Source organism: Enterococcus sp. AZ020 (assembly GCF_050499205.1).
GTDB classification, from domain to species: Bacteria; Bacillota; Bacilli; order Lactobacillales; family Enterococcaceae; genus Enterococcus_L; species Enterococcus_L dunnyi.
Window position 1 is genome coordinate 2,543,700 of sequence record NZ_JBIPAT010000001.1, and the last position, 18,735, is coordinate 2,562,434.

Annotated in this window: 23 protein-coding genes; all 23 read left to right on the forward strand. The window is 39.9% G+C overall.

The features are described from left to right. The first annotated feature begins 101 nt into the window (after positions 1 to 101). The 23 genes from IGI58_RS12190 (at position 102) to eutM (ending at position 18,723) form a co-directional block, all read left to right on the forward strand. Positions 102 to 1,022 (forward strand): hypothetical protein, encoded by a 921-nt coding sequence (locus IGI58_RS12190; protein WP_429953198.1) that lies wholly within the window; start codon positions 102 to 104, stop codon positions 1,020 to 1,022. Between the two features lie 24 nt (positions 1,023 to 1,046). Next, on the forward strand, positions 1,047 to 1,808 hold the full coding sequence (locus IGI58_RS12195) for an alpha/beta fold hydrolase (RefSeq protein ID WP_429953197.1): 762 nt from the start codon (positions 1,047 to 1,049) through the stop codon (positions 1,806 to 1,808). Positions 1,809 to 2,033: 225 nt separating this feature from the next. After that, the gene (locus IGI58_RS12200) at positions 2,034 to 2,894 is read left to right on the forward strand and encodes a MerR family transcriptional regulator (protein ID WP_429953196.1); all 861 of its coding nucleotides are present in this window, start codon (positions 2,034 to 2,036) and stop codon (positions 2,892 to 2,894) included. Between the two features lie 537 nt (positions 2,895 to 3,431). Beyond that, a complete protein-coding gene (locus tag IGI58_RS12205) occupies positions 3,432 to 3,716 on the forward strand; it encodes a BMC domain-containing protein (protein ID WP_087639291.1) in 285 nt (94 codons plus the stop codon). A 19-nt stretch (positions 3,717 to 3,735) separates the two neighbouring features. Further along, positions 3,736 to 4,746 (forward strand): DMT family transporter, encoded by a 1,011-nt coding sequence (locus IGI58_RS12210; RefSeq protein WP_087639292.1) that lies wholly within the window; start codon positions 3,736 to 3,738, stop codon positions 4,744 to 4,746. Beyond that, positions 4,747 to 5,031: a hypothetical protein gene (locus IGI58_RS12215; RefSeq protein ID WP_429953195.1), complete on the forward strand. Its 285-nt coding sequence runs from the start codon at positions 4,747 to 4,749 to the stop codon at positions 5,029 to 5,031. 463 nt (positions 5,032 to 5,494) lie between these two features. Further along, a complete protein-coding gene (locus IGI58_RS12220; RefSeq protein WP_429956324.1) occupies positions 5,495 to 5,833 on the forward strand; it encodes a BMC domain-containing protein in 339 nt (112 codons plus the stop codon). Positions 5,834 to 5,849: 16 nt separating this feature from the next. Continuing rightward, the gene (locus tag IGI58_RS12225; protein ID WP_429953193.1) at positions 5,850 to 6,173 is read left to right on the forward strand and encodes a BMC domain-containing protein; all 324 of its coding nucleotides are present in this window, start codon (positions 5,850 to 5,852) and stop codon (positions 6,171 to 6,173) included. Further along, positions 6,174 to 7,601 carry an aldehyde dehydrogenase family protein gene (locus tag IGI58_RS12230; protein ID WP_429953191.1) on the forward strand — a complete coding sequence of 476 codons (1,428 nt, stop codon included), beginning with the start codon at positions 6,174 to 6,176 and terminating at the stop codon, positions 7,599 to 7,601. A 24-nt stretch (positions 7,602 to 7,625) separates the two neighbouring features. Continuing rightward, entirely contained in the window at positions 7,626 to 10,166 is a 2,541-nt protein-coding gene (gene cutC, locus IGI58_RS12235) for a choline trimethylamine-lyase (protein WP_429953190.1), read from the forward strand. 16 nt (positions 10,167 to 10,182) lie between these two features. Beyond that, positions 10,183 to 11,133, forward strand: coding sequence for a choline TMA-lyase-activating enzyme (gene cutD / locus IGI58_RS12240; protein WP_429953189.1), 951 nt, complete (start codon positions 10,183 to 10,185; stop codon positions 11,131 to 11,133). 24 nt (positions 11,134 to 11,157) lie between these two features. Continuing rightward, on the forward strand, positions 11,158 to 11,502 hold the full coding sequence (locus IGI58_RS12245; RefSeq protein ID WP_088271441.1) for a BMC domain-containing protein: 345 nt from the start codon (positions 11,158 to 11,160) through the stop codon (positions 11,500 to 11,502). After that, positions 11,499 to 11,939, forward strand: a complete 441-nt coding sequence (locus IGI58_RS12250; RefSeq protein ID WP_429953188.1) for a EutP/PduV family microcompartment system protein — start codon at positions 11,499 to 11,501, stop codon at positions 11,937 to 11,939. Before IGI58_RS12245 ends, IGI58_RS12250 begins: the two co-directional genes overlap by 4 nt. Positions 11,940 to 11,959: 20 nt before the next feature. Then, positions 11,960 to 13,102 carry a 1-propanol dehydrogenase PduQ gene (locus tag IGI58_RS12255; RefSeq protein ID WP_429953186.1) on the forward strand — a complete coding sequence of 381 codons (1,143 nt, stop codon included), beginning with the start codon at positions 11,960 to 11,962 and terminating at the stop codon, positions 13,100 to 13,102. After that, positions 13,102 to 13,650 carry a hypothetical protein gene (locus IGI58_RS12260; protein WP_429953185.1) on the forward strand — a complete coding sequence of 183 codons (549 nt, stop codon included), beginning with the start codon at positions 13,102 to 13,104 and terminating at the stop codon, positions 13,648 to 13,650. Before IGI58_RS12255 ends, IGI58_RS12260 begins: the two co-directional genes overlap by 1 nt. Beyond that, complete coding sequence (gene eutJ / locus IGI58_RS12265) at positions 13,643 to 14,482, forward strand: ethanolamine utilization protein EutJ (protein WP_429953184.1); 840 nt, start codon at positions 13,643 to 13,645, stop codon at positions 14,480 to 14,482. Before IGI58_RS12260 ends, eutJ begins: the two co-directional genes overlap by 8 nt. An 11-nt stretch (positions 14,483 to 14,493) precedes the next feature. Beyond that, positions 14,494 to 14,787, forward strand: a complete 294-nt coding sequence (locus IGI58_RS12270) for a BMC domain-containing protein (RefSeq protein ID WP_087639303.1) — start codon at positions 14,494 to 14,496, stop codon at positions 14,785 to 14,787. After that, positions 14,781 to 15,044, forward strand: coding sequence for a EutN/CcmL family microcompartment protein (locus IGI58_RS12275; RefSeq protein WP_087639304.1), 264 nt, complete (start codon positions 14,781 to 14,783; stop codon positions 15,042 to 15,044). Before IGI58_RS12270 ends, IGI58_RS12275 begins: the two co-directional genes overlap by 7 nt. 16 nt (positions 15,045 to 15,060) lie before the next feature. Further along, complete coding sequence (locus IGI58_RS12280; RefSeq protein WP_429953183.1) at positions 15,061 to 15,678, forward strand: cupin domain-containing protein; 618 nt, start codon at positions 15,061 to 15,063, stop codon at positions 15,676 to 15,678. Beyond that, positions 15,675 to 16,214, forward strand: a complete 540-nt coding sequence (locus IGI58_RS12285) for a BMC domain-containing protein (protein ID WP_429953182.1) — start codon at positions 15,675 to 15,677, stop codon at positions 16,212 to 16,214. Before IGI58_RS12280 ends, IGI58_RS12285 begins: the two co-directional genes overlap by 4 nt. Before the next feature lie 10 nt (positions 16,215 to 16,224). Further along, positions 16,225 to 17,751 (forward strand): acetaldehyde dehydrogenase (acetylating), encoded by a 1,527-nt coding sequence (locus IGI58_RS12290; protein WP_429953181.1) that lies wholly within the window; start codon positions 16,225 to 16,227, stop codon positions 17,749 to 17,751. Positions 17,752 to 17,768: 17 nt separating this feature from the next. Beyond that, the gene (locus tag IGI58_RS12295; protein WP_429953180.1) at positions 17,769 to 18,419 is read left to right on the forward strand and encodes a phosphate propanoyltransferase; all 651 of its coding nucleotides are present in this window, start codon (positions 17,769 to 17,771) and stop codon (positions 18,417 to 18,419) included. A 25-nt stretch (positions 18,420 to 18,444) separates the two neighbouring features. Further along, the gene (gene eutM / locus IGI58_RS12300) at positions 18,445 to 18,723 is read left to right on the forward strand and encodes an ethanolamine utilization microcompartment protein EutM (RefSeq protein ID WP_069662185.1); all 279 of its coding nucleotides are present in this window, start codon (positions 18,445 to 18,447) and stop codon (positions 18,721 to 18,723) included. The last annotated feature ends 12 nt before the right edge of the window (positions 18,724 to 18,735 follow it).

Sequence of the window (18,735 nt, forward strand, 5' to 3'; positions counted from 1 at the left end):
TCTAATTAGAGGGACAACTGTTATTTAATAAGGAATGTAAGGATGTCATTAAATGAACGTTCATCTCAAAGGGTAGGTACAAAGGTGTTGGAGGAGTTTCTATGAAAAAATTGATTGTTATCATTAGTTTATGGGTACTTTTTTTTCCTAGTATTTCTTATGCAGAAGACGTAACGGACTTTTCTGAAAGCAAGTTTGATTCGTCGAATGAGCTGTCGAGGAAATATATGCGAAAACAAGTACTCAATGGCAAGACAACAAAGATCAAAAAGAAAAAAGGAGAGACGTATTTAAGATTTCCATTTGAAAAAAGACCATATCAGTATTTTGCAAATTTTGTACTAAATAGTCCAGCCAATGTTTATGCTGGATTTGTAGAGACGATTTATTATAGAGATAAGCTCAAAGTCAAACAAATCTACTATGAAAAGAATCCCGTTCGAACGGATAAACTAGGTATTTTTACAACAGATTTATATATCATTTCAGAGGATGATGAAATCTATCACTATAAAAATGTTCCCTATGTGGTGAGTAGTGATCAGCCAACGGCTTTTTTTTCTAGCATCGATTTTGATAAGGAAAAAACAAAGATATCTGGAGAGATAAAAATGTTTGCTTCTAAAAGTACCTATCAAGTAGAGCTGTTTTATACAGATCATGATGAGTATCATTATCAGGAAGTTGTTGTAGAAAACAATGGAAAATTTACAATTGATCTAAACCGAGAGGGTCAGCCAGGTAAAATGTATCTAAGAGCCAGTGATGGTTTAGGAAATTATGCGAATGCTCTCGATATTTTAAAAGAAGGGCGGACGACATATCAAATTCCGCAAAAAAAATTACAAGAGATAGAAAACAGCTATAAGACGCCAGTGCGTGCGAATAAAATAGCGGCAGTCGCATTATTGATGTTAAAATGGCTATTGGGGCTATTTGCAGCAATTTTGATATTGTTGCGTTTAAGAGTTATTCTAAAGAGAAGAAAAAGACGCAGACTGCGGAAAAAGCAGTTTCGTTGAATCATCGATGAAGGAGTGATAAGAGTGAAAATCAGTATTCGACATCGCTATATCAAAAAAATTCCTGTACTGGAAGTTGTTTCAGAAGAAGAAAAAAACAAAGCTTTGCCTTTGGTCGTCTACTATCATGGCTGGCAGTCGGCTAAGGAATTATCATTGACTCAAGCACGAAAATTAGCGAGAAAAGGAATGCGGGTGATTTTACCGGATGCTATGAATCATGGTGAACGTAAAACAGGTCCTGTATCACCGATTCCGTCTGTGACATTTTGGTCTAGCATCCAATACAATATCATAGAGTTTTCACAACTGATTCGTCATTTTGAAAAGCTTGAGCTGATCGAAAATAATAAAATAGGTGTGGGGGGTGTTTCGATGGGCGGGATCACGACATGTGCTTTACTAACTCAGCATCCGGAAATCAATACGGCAGCCTGTATGATGGGAACGCCAGCCCCCTTACGCTACATCGAACGGGTAATGGAACGGGCAGCTGAAATGAATTATTTTGTACCTAAGGATTTGCCGTTACTGCAAAGTTGGGTCACACATTATGACCTATCAAAAGCACCTGAAAAAATAGCGGAACGTCCTGTTTTGTTCTGGCATGGTACGAAAGATCCTAAAATTCCGTATGAAGATATGGCAGACTTTTATCAGCTGATTTCAGATGAAGCTTATGCTCGAAACAGTCGTTTTATGACTGGCGAAGGAGAAGGTCATCTAGTGAAAGGTGAAATGATGGATGTTGTGGCAGAATGGTTTGAAGAGAATTTAAGAGCCTAAAGCAAAGTATTTTGCTCTGGGTAGCAAGAAGCAGCCTGTTCAGATTTAGTGTGTGGAACAAAATCGATCATTCGTTTTGTTCCGCACTTTTTAAAATAGCTCGTTTTAATTCATTGAAAATATACGTTAATAATGGAAAATGAAGTTCATTTCTTAGAATCGCTCTTGACAAACTTTCGTGTATTATGAATAATGTAAGGGGTTGCGTTTATTGGAGATAGGCAAATGAATAAAATGGAAAACTGTACGAATGTAAATCAAATGTACTCGATTGGTGAGGTAGCAAAGATTTGTAATGTTTCCCGCAAAACATTGCGTTTCTATGAACAATTGGGCTTATTGACGCCAGATCATGTTAGTTTGGAAAATGGTTACCGTTATTATACGGAAAAGACTATGAATTTGATTCCTGTCATCAAGTATTACAAGCAGATGGGCTTTAAGTTACAGGAAATGGGTAATGTGCAGAACACTGGAGACTATTTTTATCAAGAGACGAATTTTCTAACGAAGCTGTCTGAGTTAAAACGAGAAGAACAGCGTATTCGTAATAGTTATACAGCTGTCTCAGACTGGATCGGTTTGTTGAGAGAAGGATCGATCGCAATTGAAAATCAGCTGCAAAATGTCAATGTGAAATATTTGGACCGTGAAAGCTATGTATTTATGGAACAGGATTTTTGTTATAACTATATGGATGCGGTGATCAATATTCCTTGGGTCAATTATTTAGAGGAGCAGGATTGTGAAATTACGGGTCCTGTGATTCTTCACTTTGAGAACTGTGAGGAGAAAATGGCCTCTAAGTCCCGTAAAATGAATGTGATGCAAAAACCTGTCAGTATTGCAAATAGTGAGATGCCGACGACTTTTTTTGGTGGGCAGATGTTTTTATCCAGTTATTATTTAGGAGATCCGGCTGAGATTTGTCAGCAATATAAAAAGATGCTGTTATGGGCAAAGGAACATGATTATCAATGCTCAGATGAGGTGTATGAACGTTATGTGATCGATTATTGGTCTACCATGAATGTTGATAATTTTGTGATCGAACTATTGATTCCAGCGGAAAAAAATAGAAAATAGGATTGTGTAGATCGGCTTGTATGGATTTTGTAACTAACAGAGTTCATGGAAGTCGATTTTGTTTATCAAAGAAATAATTATTGAAGGTTGCCCTTAAGGGCAACCTTTTTTTATTGTTATAAAAAGTATATTAGAAATTGTTTTATCAAAGTTTTTTTGTGTTTTTTACGTTATTTTTGGATTGTGCTTCCTCTTTGAAAGTGAAAAAATGAGCAAGATAGATTTGCTCAGAAATCGGTCATGTGAAAAAAACAACAAATTCTGTATCAACGCAAAAGAGTCGTTCTTTTTTGATAAATAAAATCAATCTAATCATTTGATTGTTATAAAACACGATTTCCATTATATTTTGCGTACTATAACAGGAGTGGATTCTCATTTATACAGGATAATTGAGAAAGGGGAAGCTGTATTACCCAGTAAAAGATGTGTTTCAGAAAAAAAATCTTCTTGACTGCTCCCTTAAGGTAAGACTGTAAAGTGAGTGCTAGAAGAATTGAAACCGGTTTACGGTAACTATTTTAGGAGGAATAAACGATGAAATATGATGCATTAGGAATGGTAGAAACAAAAGGATTGATCGGATCGATCGAAGCAGCAGATGCGATGGTCAAAGCAGCAAATGTTTCTTTGATCGGGAAAGAATTTGTTGGAGGCGGAATTGTTACTGTGATGGTGCGTGGAGATGTTGGCGCAGTGAAAGCAGCGACTGATGCTGGTGCGAGTGCTGCTGAACGTGTAGGAGAGCTTTTATCCGTTCATGTGATTCCACGCCCGCACGGTGAAGTGGAAAATATTTTGCCAGCAAATAAAGCCAAATAAATAGTTAGGGGAAACGTCAATGAATAGTGAAAAAAGTATTCTGAGTGCAAGTTCAAATGCAGATCTAAAAATGAAAGAAGTTAGCAAAGGATTTCAAGTCAAGGGGATTACAAACGGGCTTGTTTCAGGGATCACTTATGGGATTTACTCTACTTTAGTTGTGGTTGCCAGTGGTTATGATCCGCTGATCAGCGCTGCAGGATTTTTAGCTGCGCCATTTGTTTGTTCAGGGTTAAATGATTTTTTTGCTGGTATTTTTCTTTTATTTTATAACGCAAAGCATGGACGATTAAAGGAAATCATCCGCATGGTAAAGACAAAGCCAGGAAAAATGCTTGTGATCGGGTTCTTATTAGGCGGGCCGATCGCAAATGGGGCTTATCTTGTTGGTTTAGCAATGGCTGGCGCTTATGCGATCCCAATTTCCGCTACCTGTAGTTTGTTCGGCGCATTGTTCTCATGGATTTTCTTAAAGCAGAAGCCGACAGCAAGAATTGTTTTGGGAATGGTGGTTTGTGTGATGGGGGCGATCGTGATCAATATGGTCAAACCAGAAGGCGCACCGAATTTTACATTAGGAATTATCTGTGCGTTGATTGCAGCTGTTTCTTGGGGCTTAGAAGGAGTCTTTTCAAGTTTCGGCGGTGCGATGATCGATACAGATGTAGCAGTCAACTTACGTGAATTAGTATCTGGTTTATTCGTGATGATCTTGGTTTTGCCGTTTGTTGGTGGTGTAGGCTTATTATTTAAGACGTTAGCTGCTGGGACACCAGTGATGTGGTTGTTATTATCTGGACTAAGTGCAGGAATTTCTTTCTTGACTTGGTATAAAGCGAATGCAATGGTGGGGACTGCTGTTGGGATGTCGCTGAATGTAACGTATGCATTTTGGGGCGTGATCTTCAGTGTGATCTTCTTAGGCCAAACAGTTACACCGACCATGGTCATCGGTTCGATCGTAATCGTGATCGGAGCGATTTTAGTTACCATGAATCCGTTGGACTTCTTTAGAAAGGGGGAAGCGTAAATGCTTTTACCTAGCCGGACAGCAGTACTGAATCAAATGTATGATCAACGAGAATTAGACGTAAAAAAGATCATGGAGGAATTGAGACCTCAGTATGGGCATGAGAAGCAGTTCAATGAGAAATTGTATTTAGAGCATTTAATGGCTTTAGAAGCCAATGGTCTAGTTGAATTGACGAATTATTGTTTAGATGATCAGGAAGAATTGATTATGTCGTATACGATCACAGAGGAAGGCCGAACGACAGTTGAGAAATATGTAGATAAAGTATATAGAGTGATGTAATGATTTAGCTTGTTATGTAGAGAAATTTCTCTGAGAGAATGTGAATTGTGAATGAGCCAAAGGTGTCTCAGTTGGGATTTACTATTTTCTTTTGAAATTATTGAGTCAGCTTGGCTCTTTGATTGTTCAGCTTCATGGGCTAGCTCTTCGGAAAAAAGAGAAAATTGGTTAGTGACAAAGAGAGTCACGATCAAATTTTTCTATTTTTCGGTCAGAGCTGAATGAGCCCATTCAGCTTTTATTTTATCTAGTTTCGTAGGCTAAACTCTCGGAAAAAAGATAAATTTGAAATGAGCCAAAAAACGACTCAGTTAAAATTTCCTATTTTTCAGTCGAGTTTTATTGAGCCTACTTAACCTTTATTTTATCTAGCTTCATGGGCTAGCTCTTCGGAAAAAAGACAAAATTGGTTAGTGACAAAGAGAGTCACAATCAAATTTTTCTATTTTTCAGTCAGAGCTGAATGAGCCCATTCAGCTTTTATTTTAGAAATGGGGGATTGTATTTGGTTTATCGTGGTGAAGAGGCGTTGGGGCTTATTGAGACTGTTGGTCTGGTTCCGGCGTTGAAAGCGTGTGATGAAATGTTGAAAGCAGCAGATGTTGAGCTGGTTTCCTATGAAAATATTGGTTCTACTTTAGTTACGATCATGGTCAAAGGGGATGTTGCTGCTGTTGAAGCTTCGGTTTTAGCAGGTACTCGGGCAGCTGAAGCGATCGGCACTTTGACTGCGCAAAATGTGATGGCAAGACCGATTCCGTCTGTTGGGGGCATTGTTTCTGTCCATGCAATAGATGTGTAGATTGAGGGGGAAATAAATGAAAACCTTTGAAGCGATTGGAGCCATTGAAACTTTTGGCTTAGTGTTTGTCTTAGAAGCGTGTGATGCGATGTGTAAAGCGGCGGATGTTGAATTAGTTGGTTATGAGAATGTCGCATCCGGCTATATTTCAGTCATTGTGCAAGGAGATGTAGCTGCTTGTCAATCTGCTGTTGATGCAGGGATCAAAGCAGTAGAAAACTTAGGTGCGGAGGTATACAGCTCAGTTGTGATCGCTGGTCCGCATATCGATTTGAACAAAATAATCAACCGTTATCAGCTAAATAACCTTTTAACTGAAGAGGAGGGAGATGCAGTTTAGATGCAACAAATAGATAAGGATCTGCTATCGATACAAGAAGCGCGAATTTTAGTGGAAACAGCCAGAGATGCACATTATTTGATCAAAGATTACGGACAAAAGCATTTTGATCAAATCCTCAAACAGCTACTGGAACAAATAAAACCTGAAATCAGTAAGTTCGTAGCATCTGAAATGAATGAAACAAATTTAGGTAATTCAAAAGATAAGGAAGCATTGATCAATCAATTTCTAGAAGCGTTGACTGAAGATTTGCCAAAACAACAATGTATTGGAGCACTTGCGAAAGATTCTGCGGGGAATATTTTACAAGTGGGTGTACCAGTCGGTGTGATTCCTGTCATTTTATCAAATGAAAATGTTGTATTAAATACATTATATAGCTTGATCATCGGTATTAAATCAGGAAATGCACTAGTGGTGATTCCTCATTCGAATGCATGTAAGACAACGTATCAGATCGTCAGAAAAGTGAAGCAAATTTGTGAATCAAACGGTTTACCAAAAGGCTGTTTAACTTGTTTAGAGCAAGTGACGGAAAATAGTGTACAAGAAGTGTTGAACCATCAAGATACTGCGATGATTTTGGTTATCGGAAATTCAAAATATACAAACGCGACCACCAACCAAAAACCAATTATTTATGGCAGTTCGGGCGCAACACCTGTTTTTATCGAACGCTCAGCTCCGATCCAAACAGCTGTGAACGCGATTATTCAAAGTCGTTCTTTTGATGGCGGCTTATTACCTGGTGCAGAACAATATTTGATTGCTGAAAGTGTGATCGCCTCAGAAGTAAAAACGAAGATGAAACAATCAGGTGCTCATTTTTTATCTAAAGAAGAAGAGCTTAAACTTTTACATTTACTTCAGCCAAAAGAGAATCAGATCAATCCAGAGTGCATTGGGAAAAGTGCATTTTGGTTAGCACAAAAAGCTGGCTTCTCTGTTGACTCACAAATCAAAGTGTTAGTTTCGGAACAACAATACCTTCATGAAGAAGACCCGTTTACTAATGAAATGAAATGTCCAGTTTTAGCCTTTTATTTGGAACCAGATTGGATCCATGCTTGTGAAAAATCTATTCGTCTATTGAAAGAGAAAAATCATGGTCACTCTTTAGCGATTCATTCCCAAAATACGACAATTTTAAATGAATTTGCTTTAAAAAAACCTGTCGGGCGAATGATTGTCAATGCACCAGCTGGATTTGCCAGTCTTGGGCTGAACTCTAACTTACCGTTATCAGTTATCTTAGGCGGGTTTACGACAGGGCGAGGGATCAGTGCTAAAAATATCACAGCAGCTGATTTAACTTACAAACGGCAAATCAGTTATCCGATTCAGATCGCTGAGTCAACAGTAACAGCAGAATCTGTTGATAAACAATTATTAGAAAAAGTATTGAGGAAAATATTGGAAAAATAAAATGGCGTAAAGTGAGGGAATAAAATGGATATCAAAGAGTTTTCAGCAAAATTAGCTGAAGCAACAAAAGAATTAAGTCCGGAAGAACAAACAGCTTTAATGAAGATGTTTGCAACCGTTTCAGATGACTTAAATACTCCAAGCTCAACGAGCGGTGGATTTGCATCTGCTGGTCAAACGACGATCCCAGCAGGAATCACACCTCGTTTAGAGGCACTAAAAGAAAACTACTTAAAGCAAGTGCCGACGATCACTACACATAGAGCAAGAGTGATCACTGAGATCGCTAAAGAAAATCCGGGAATGCCTAAGAATATTTTAAGAGCAAAATCATTCAAACGCTGCTGCGAAACAGCACCTTTAGTGATCCAGGACAATGAACTGATCGTTGGTGCTCCTAATGGTGCTCCTCGTGCGGGTTCATTTTCACCAGACATCGCATGGCGCTGGATGGAAGAAGAAATCGAAACGATTTCCAGCCGTCCGCAAGATCCATTTTTCATTTCTGATGAAGACAAGAAAATCATGAGAGAAGAACTATTTCCATTCTGGAAAGGAAAATCGATCGACGAATATTGTGAAGATCAGTTTCGTGAAGCAGGAGTTTGGGAACTATCAGGAGAGTCTTTTGTCTCTGATTGTTCCTACCATCAATTAAATGGCGGTGGTGACTCAAATCCAGGGTATGACGTGATCTTGATGAAAAAAGGGATGCTGGATATTCAAAAGGAAGCGCAAGAACAGCTTGAAAAAATGGATTATGAAAACCCAGACGATATCGAAAAAATTTATTTTTATAAATCTATCATTGAGACAGCAGAGGGTGTCATGATCTATGCACGCAGAATGTCAGAGTACGCAGCACAGTTAGCACAAAGAGAAACGGATCCTAAACGTAAAGCAGAGCTTCAAAAGATTTCTGAAGTCAATGCAAAAGTTCCTGCACATAAACCAGAAACCTTCTGGGAAGCGATCCAGGCTGTTTGGACGATCGAGTCATTATTAGTCGTTGAAGAAAATCAAACAGGGATGTCGATCGGTCGCGTGGATCAATACATGTATCCATTTTTCAAAAATGATTTAGCAACAGGCAAAATGAATGAGTTTGAAGCTTTTGAATTGGCAGGCTGTATGCTGATCAAGATGTCTGAAATGATGTGGATCACAAGTGAAGGCGGTTCTAAATTCTTTGCTGGCTATCAGCCATTTGTCAATATGTGTGTCGGCGGTGTGACGCGTGAAGGACATGATGCGACGAATGAGTTGACCTATTTATTGATGGATGCTGTCCGCCATGTCAAAGTCTATCAACCATCCTTGGCTTGCCGAATCCATAATCGCTCACCGAGAGAATATTTGAAAAAAATCGTTGATGTTGTTCGAGCAGGAATCGGGTTCCCAGCTTGTCACTTTGATGATACACATATCAAAATGATGCTGGCTAAAGGTGTATCGATCGAAGATGCCCGAGATTATTGTTTAATGGGCTGTGTAGAGCCGCAAAAATCTGGACGTTTATATCAATGGACATCAACTGCCTATACGCAATGGCCGATTTGTATCGAGTTAGTGCTAAATAAAGGCGTACCGCTATGGTATGGTAAAAAAGTTTGTCCTGATACAGGCGACTTAGCGAATTTCAAAACATTTGAACAGTTTGAAGATGCAGTCAAAGAGCAAATCAAATACATCACGAAATGGTCATCGGTAGCAACCGTCATCACGCAACGAGTACATCGTGATTTAGCACCTAAACCGTTGATGTCATTGATGTATGAAGGCTGTATGGAAAGTGGAAAAGATGTTTCAAGCGGTGGTGCGATGTATAACTTTGGTCCGGGAGTTGTCTGGTCAGGCTTAGCAACTTACGCTGATTCAATGGCTGCCATCAAAAAACTGGTTTTCGATGAGAAAAAATATACGTTAGAAGAATTGAATCGTGCATTGAAAGCTGATTTTGTTGGTTACGAGCAAATTCGTACAGACTGCTTAAATGCACCTAAATATGGGAATGATGATGATTATGCTGACTTGATCGCAGCAGACTTGATTCATTTTACAGAAAAAGAGCACAGACAATACAAAACCTTGTATTCAGAATTGTGTCACGGAACATTATCGATCTCAAATAATACCCCACTAGGTCAAATGACTGGTGCCTCTGCCAATGGACGTAAAGCGTGGATTCCATTATCAGATGGAATCAGCCCGACGCAAGGAGCCGATTTCAAAGGACCGACAGCGATCATCAAATCGATCTCAAAAATGGCGAACGATACGATGAATATGGGGATGGTCCACAACTTCAAGATCATGTCAGGTTTGTTAAGTACACCTGAAGGGGAAGAAAGTCTGATCACGTTATTGAAGACTGCCAGTGTTCTGGGCAATGGCGAAATGCAGTTTAACTATTTAGATAATGAAACATTGTTGGAAGCACAAAAACATCCGGAAGAATATCGTGATTTGATCGTTCGAGTAGCAGGCTACAGTGCCTTCTTCGTTGAATTATGTCAGGATGTACAGGATGAAATCATCAGCCGGACAATGTTGACCAAGTTTTAACTCTGGAGGATGAAAAATGAATAACCCAAGCACGGAAACAATAGAAAGACAAGTCATGATTTTTAATGTACAAAAATATAGCTTATACGACGGTCCTGGCATTAGAACGATCGTATTTTTTAAAGGCTGTCCACTGCGTTGTCAGTGGTGTGCGAATCCAGAAGGTTTGGAGCGCAAGTTTGAAGTAATGTATAAAAAAAGTGTTTGTAGTGACTGTCGAGCATGCGTCGATGTGTGTCCAGTGGGGATTCATTATATGGATGAAAATGGCGATCATCAAGTGAATCGGGATATCGCCTGCACAGGCTGCCGCGCTTGTTCAGATGTCTGTCCAATGGCTGCCTTGAACATTACAGGTGAAATCAAATCGATTTCAGAAGTCATGGAAATCGTTCATGAAGATGATGAATTTTATGAACAATCTGGTGGCGGTGTGACACTTAGCGGAGGTGAATGTACGGCTCAGCCAGAAGCAGCGCTTGCATTACTACAAGCTTGTAAAGCGGATGGGATCAATACAGCAATTGAAACCTGTGGACATTCTAGAATGGAACGATTGCTCAAAATCGCTGAATATGTAGATCTTTTCTTGTTTGATTTAAAACATATGGACCCTGTCCGACACAATGAATTGACTGGAATCAGTAATGAAAAAATTTTGGCAAATTTAAAAGAAGTTTTAGAACTGGGGCATGACGTGCAAATTCGGATGCCGATACTAAAAATGATTAATGACAGCCAACAAGAAATTCAGGCGATCATCGAATTTTTACTGCCGTATAAAGATTATCCTAATTTTCATGGGATCGATTTGCTACCTTATCATAAATTAGGGGTGAATAAATACGGACAACTCGGTATGGAATATCCTGTTGCTGGAGATCCTTCGTTGACAGATCCTGAACTGGATCAAATCGAACGCTGGATCAAAGACTATGATTTTCCGGTGAAGGTGGTTCGTCATTAGAAAAGTGAGAAAGGAAGCGATCTGATGCTGGAAAGTAATGCACAGCGGGTGATAGAAGAATCTGTTCCAGGAAAGCAAGTAACCTTGGCTCACGTCATTGCTTCGCCGATCACAGAAGTATATGAGTCACTAGGCGTCGAAGATACGGGAGCAATCGGTATCTTAACCATTTCTCCATTTGAGACAGCGATCATCGCTGCGGATATCGCTGGAAAAAGTGCAGACGTAACAGTCGGTTTCCTTGATCGCTTTACTGGTTCAGTGTTGTTGACGGGCGATGTTCAAAGTGTAGAAGTAGCTTTAGGGGCTGTCGTGACTATTTTAAAAGAACGGCTGGATTATGAAGTTGTTCAGGTCACAAAGACATGAATAAACGTTTGTTGATCATAGGCCCAAAGGGAAGCGGCAGTCGTATCATTGCCCAAGCAGTCGAGCAAACAGACAAGCCGATTCGGAAAGTTGCTAATCTACTTTATACCCAAAAAACGATCATTGTTCCAAGTCAGTATCTTGAGAGTCCTTGGATGCATAAACATATCATTGCATTGCAGCAAGAAGCTCATCAAGCCTTGTTTCTATTACCTATTCAGAGTATGAAAAAAAGTTATCCACCTAATTTTGCTCAAGTTTTTAGAATACCGTTAGCGGGTGTCATTACTTATAAAACTAGCGACTACTCCGAAGAAAGAGTACTAAAAGCACAGCGATCATTAAAAGAAATAGGGATCAAAAGAAGACACATTCAAGTTGATTTGACTGATAAAAACGATTTATTAACCGTTGAAAAGTATTTGAACATGAAATAAGTAAGAAAGGAGGCTATTTTTTGTTTAATCAATTTAAAATGCCGACCAAAATCATTACAGGAGCAGGAAGTTTAGCAGAACTACAAGCACTATCCTTAAAGAAAGTCTTGATCATCTGTGATCCATTTATGGAACAAAATGGAACTGCTGAAAAAATTGGAAAGCTGCTGAAAGAAAAAAAGATTGGCTATAGTATTTTTTCTGAAATCATTCCAGATCCAACGATTGATGTCGTAACGAAAGGGCTGATTGCAGCAATTAAGTCAAAACCTGATGGAATGATTGCTTTAGGCGGCGGCTCAGCGATGGATGCAGCAAAAGTGATTCGACAAATGTATATCACAGCTGAAAAAGAAAGCTCCGTTCAGTTGATCTGTATTCCTACAACGAGTGGTACGGGTAGTGAAGTGACCGCTTTTGCAGTGATATCTGATCCTGTTGTACAAAGCAAATATGCTTTGGTCGATGATCAGATGATTCCTGATTATGCAATATTAGATCCCCTGTTAACGATGAGTGTTCCCAAAAATGTCACAGCAGATACAGGGATCGATGTTTTTACTCATTGTATGGAAGCTTTAGCTTCAACAAATGCTACTGACTTTACCGATGCTTGTGCTGAAAAAGCAATGAAAATCATTTGGAATGACTTGGTTTCAGTTTTTAATGATGGCGAAAATAGTATGCTGCGTGAAAAAATCCATAATGCTTCATGCCTAGCTGGAATCGCATTCAGCGAAGCTTCTTTAGGAATTTGTCATAGCTTAGCACATGCTCTAGGCGGTCGTTTCCATATTCCGCATGGTCGAGCGAATGCGATGCTACTGCCTCATGTGATCAGTTACAATGCCGGTCTAGAGATAGAAAAAGAAATTCCGCTGTTACTGATTTATAAAAATATAGCGGAGCTTTTAGGCTTTAAAGCTGGGACCTCAAAGGCAACCGTTCATGCGATGAATACAGGGATTCAGCGTCAGTTTAAACAAATGGGTATTCCAAAGACCATCAATGAATGCGGGATCGATCCAGAAGAATTTATTACGGCGATTCCTGAAATGGCTGAGAAAGCTTTAGAAGATAAATGTACGCTGACTAACCCAAGAACACCGAAAAAAGCAGAACTAGAATCGATTTATCAGAGGCTGTTAAGAGGTGGTTATTGATGCACTTTATTACTGAAAGTGAATTACGAACCCATTTCCGCAAGGAGCCTTTTACACATATGACATTGGCAGAAACAGAGCGATTAACACCAGGAGCAAAGCAATTTTTGCAGGATAAACGAATCGAATTGGTTCTTACAAACAAACAGTCAGCAAAAGAAAAAAAAGAGAGAGACACACGGTCTAGTTTGATCGCCTACCAGGAGATTCTTTCTGCAGAATTACTTGAAGCTGCTATTTTAGCTAAGGAAAAGCAAATAATACTTGGACAAAAGTTACTCGTATTACAAAAAAAAATCATGACCGTTTTTTCTAATGACTGTTCAGGCTCAGAAGAATCAATAGAATCAGTGGAATCATCATTATTTCAATTTGATGCTATTCATATTTTTAGTGAACAAGGTCTGTTGTTGATCAAACTCAAGAAAATCTATGGTCTCATTACTCTGATTTCAATTGAAAATCCACAATACGAATCTGGGCTAACAGCTGTTGCTCAAGAACTTAGTGTGTTAGTCAAACAACTAGTAGGGGATGCCGATGAATAAACAAATGCTAAAGAAATGCAATCAATTTATTGCCGATTTTGAAAAAGTGATCCAAAAACCAAAAAAACATCCTTCGAACGTTTACTATACAGGAGTTGATCTGGGAACAGCATGTATTGTATTAGCAGTCTTAGATGAACAGTATCAGCCTGTTGCGGGAGCGTATCGCTATGCCGATGTTGTTCGAGATGGCATGGTGGTTGATTACATTGGCGCAGTTGAAATCGTCAGTGAGCTAAAAGCAGAGCTGGAACAACAACTGAAAACAGAACTAGTCTATGCAGCGGCTTCGTTGCCTCCTGGAACGGATGAATTAGATGGTGGTGCGATCAAAAACGTTGTTCAAAGTGCAGGTTTTGAACTGACCAACTTGCTGGACGAGCCGACAGCAGCCAATCAATTGCTGAAAATAGCTGACGGAGCGGTTGTTGATATTGGTGGAGGAACAACAGGTATTTCGATCATCGAAGCAGGAAAAGTGGTCAAAGTTGCAGACGAGGCGACTGGTGGTACTCATCTATCTTTAGTTTTGGCCGGTGCATATAAATTTTCCTTTGACGAAGCTGAGCAGTATAAGCGAGAAGCTAAACACCATGATGAGTTATTACCAGTCCTAAAACCAGTGATCGAAAAAATTTCATCGATCATTATACAGCAAACTTCCGGGTTTACTGTCAACGGTATTTATCTGGTTGGCGGTACAGCTTGTCTGAAAAATATCGAAACAATCATAGAAAAAACGACAGGCATCCCAACATTCAAGCCAATCAATCCGATGTTTGCAACACCTTTAGGAATTGCCTTAAGTTGTACAGATGAAGTATTAAAGTAGGAGGTAAGGTCATGGATTGCCGCATTATCAAATCACCAGGGGAAAATACATTAGCGATTTTAAATCGCCGAAAGGGCTCAAAGGAAGAATTAGGTACACCAGATGCAGTCGGATTAGTACAAGGAAAATTGATTGAGATGATTTGTGCCACAGATGTTGCTGAAAAAGCAGTCGGTGTAACGATCGAAGATATTCGGGGCAGCTGTCCGCAGAATATGATCTTGTTAGCAATTTTTGGTGATACCGCTTCGGTCACAGCTGCAATCGAAGAAATCAAACGAAGAGAGAAGAATGGCCAATGGTAACTGCAACCTTGATGGATAATATTTGGGCTACGCGCAAATCAGAAAAATTAAATGGCTTAAAGTTGATGCTGGCGCAAGTCACTGGCGGTTCTAGAGATGGCGAACGGATGGTAGTCTGCGACGTGATCGGTGCCGGGATCGGTGATCGCGTGATTATCGCTACAGGATCGGCTGCCAGACGGATGCTGGAAGATGACCTGATTCCGATCGATGCAGCTGTTGTCGGGATCATTGATGAAAGTTGTGAGTCTGTATAAAAGAGAGTGTGGCAAAATGAAAAAATTAATTTGTGCAGAAGATATCGAAACCCTTTATAAAGAGGGAAAACAGTGTCTGACAGTAACAAAACAAACAATTATTACACCTTCTGCAAAAGATTTAGCAGAAGAGTACAACATTGTATTTCAAATGCAAACAAAACCTGTAAGAACGATGAATCCAGCTGCCTGTGAAACGATTTCTAAAGAAGGATTGGTCTCCTTATTAAGGCAATTATTAAATGATGCTGGAATCGATAGTTTTTCAGACGTTCCTTTTTCATATGAAAAACATAGCAGTGGATTGAAGATCATCAAAGGTTCTACTGTAAAGCTTAGTCCTTTGAATCTAGATGATCCCAAAATTCGTTATCAAGAATTGATCACACCAGCGGAAAGTCGATTCAGTTGCGGAATCATGGAAATACAAGATAGTTGCTTTTATGATGATCAAACGCTGGAGTCATTCAATTACATCATTGAAGGCGAACTTCAATTGACGATCGGCGGAGCAACTTTTACAGCAACTAAAGGGGATACGATTTTCATTCCAGAGAATCAAGCAGTCAGCTGGTCTACACCAAACAAGGTCACGATGTTCTGTGGAAAATCGAAAGGTGTTGGTAAAGAATGAATCAAGCGATCGGAATGATTGAGACAAGAGGCTTACTTGCGATGATCGAAGCAGCTGATGTCATGCTTAAATCATCAGAAGTACAACTTCTAGGTAAAAATAAAGTCGGTGGTGGGTTGAATACTGTGCTGATCACAGGGGATGTAGCGGCAGTTACCACAGCTGTTCAAGCAGCTGCAGCAAGTGTGGAGCGTTTAGGACCAGGTTTGTTAGCGGGTACGCATGTGATTGCCCGTCCGGAAATTGCTCCTGAACAGTTTATCCAAACGAAAATGCTCGAAGAGCCGATCACTGAAACTGTCGATGTGATCGAAGTCATTGAGGCAGAACCTATCGAAGAAGCTTATGACATAGAAACAAATGAAGTCGATAAAAAAGAATCGCTGCTACAAGAGCTTAGTCAAATGAAGGTCGTTGATTTAAGAAAATTAGCGAAAGAGCAAACCAACTTTAGCATTGCAAAAAAAGAAATCTACCGCACCAGTAAAGAAACACTGATTGCAGCGTTGATTGACTTTTTAATAACAAATGAATAGAGGATCAGGAATGGAAACTTTTGACAAAGATTTACGTTCTGTCCAAGAAGCGCGCGATTTAGCCCGCAAAGGTCAAATCGCTGCAGAACAAATCGCGACTTTCTCGGAAGAACAAATCGATAAAATTTTATGTAATATGAAAGAAACGGCAAGCAAGCACGCAGCTTGTTTAGCTGAGCGGGCAGTTAAAGAAACTGGTTTTGGAAAAGTATTAGACAAAACGTATAAAAATCATGCGGCATCAACCTTACTTTATGAAGAAATCAAAAATGAAAAGACAGTCGGCATTGTTGCCGAAGATCCGGCTAAAGGGACCTTTGATGTTGCTGAACCTGTTGGCTTAGTTTTGGGGATCATTCCCTCAACCAATCCAACATCTACTGTGATCTTTAAAGCAATGATCGCGATCAAATCAAGAAATGCGATCGTCTTTTCACCACATCCAGCGGCTCTTGAGTGTACGAAAAAAACAGCAGAAATGTTGAATCGTGCAGCTGTTGCTGCTGGTGCACCAGAAGGGATCATCAGCTGTTCAGCGATTCCAACAATGGCTGGAACCAATGAATTACTACATGCTCCAGAGGTAAGTTTGATCATTGCCACTGGCGGTCCAGGTATGGTCAAAGCAGCGTACAGTTCTGGCAAGCCTGCTTTAGGTGTCGGCGCGGGAAATTCGCCGGCCTATATTGAACGAACAGCTGATGTAAAAAGCGCTGTCGCAAAAATCATGGCATCAAAAACCTTTGACAACGGAACGATTTGTGCCTCTGAGCAATCGATCATTTGTGAAGAAGGCAATAAAGAAGCAGTTATTCGCGAACTAAAAGCTCAGGGCGGCTATTTTATGTCTAAAGAGGAAACAGATAAGGTTTGTCAGCTGTTATTCAAAAATGGATATGCAATGAATGCTAAATTTGTCGGGCGTTCTGCCGATGTGATTGCTGAAGCAGCTGGAATAACAATTCCAGTGGATACAAAAGTTTTGATCGGTGCACAAGACGGCGTAGGTGCCGGCTATCCGTTATCTTTTGAGAAGCTGACAACGGTATTGGCATTTTATGTGGTCAATGACTGGGAAGAAGCTTGTCACTTGAGTATCGAGCTATTACAAAATGGTATTGGACATACCATGAGTATCCATACGAATGACCGTGATATTGTGATGAAATTTGCAGCAAAACCGGCTTCAAGAATCTTAGTCAATACTGGCGGCAGTCAAGGCGGTACAGGGATCAGCACTGGCTTGCCGATATCCTTTACCTTAGGTTGTGGAACATTTGGCGGTAGTTCAGTCTCAGAAAATGTTGGACCGAAACACCTATTAAATATCAAAAAAGTAGCGTACGGCTTAAAAGATGTCACTACTTTGATTGAAAACGATCCAACCTTTACGTTTGAAAAAACAATTGATGATCAGACTTGTCCAACAACTTCTGTACCGGATACAAAGGTGACTGGAGGAAGTCAGATAGCTAATGATGATCTAGAAACATTAGCCAAAGTTGTTCGTCAAGTGTTGGCTGGGATGAATCAATAAAGAAATGAGCTGAATCAATGAATAATTATGAAGAGTTATTAGGCCTAATACTAGAGAAACTGGCAGAAGGCGGACTAAAAGAAACAACCTCTAACAGCAATGCAATTCCTTTAGGGATTTCCAACCGCCATATCCATTTATCGCAAAAAGACGTGGATAAACTATTTGGTCAAGGATACCAATTGACCAAATTAAAAGACCTATCTCAGCCAGGGCAGTATGCGTGTAAAGAGACACTAATGATCTGCGGTCCTAAGGGGATGATCGAAAATGTCCGAATTTTAGGACCGGTCAGAAAACAGACACAAGTCGAAATTTTACAAAGTGATTCGTTCAAAGTTGGTGTCAAAGCTCCTTTGCGCTTGTCTGGTGACTTGGCTGGAACGGCTGGCATCACATTGATTGGACCGCATGGTTCAGTTGAATTGACCGAAGGTGTTGTTGTAGCAAAGCGACACATCCATATGCTGCCAGCTGATGCTGTGCGTTTAGGTGTACGTGATGGTGAAGCTGTAACGATCACCTTTACTGGCGAGCGTGGCGGAACACTGAGCAATGTTATTATTCGAGCGGTTGAAAATTCTGGCTTAGAGTGTCATATCGATACAGAAGAAGCAAATGCTCTTGGGGTAAAACCCGGCGCAACGATTGTTATCCAAAAAAATTAATATATATCTTTAGGAGGAAATTATAATGAAATCTGATGCTTTAGGAATGATCGAAACAAAAGGACTAATTGGTTCTATTGAGGCGGCTGATGCAATGGTCAAGGCTGCAAATGTTTCACTAGTAGGAAAAGAATTAGTTGGTGGCGGAATCGTGACAGTGATGGTACGTGGGGATGTAGGTGCTGTTAAAGCGGCGACGGATGCTGGCGCTGCCGCTGCTCAGCGTGTTGGTGAGCTATTATCTGTTCACGTGATTCCGCGTCCGCATTCAGAAGTAGAAAATATTTTACCGACAGAAGCATAATCCATAAAGTTG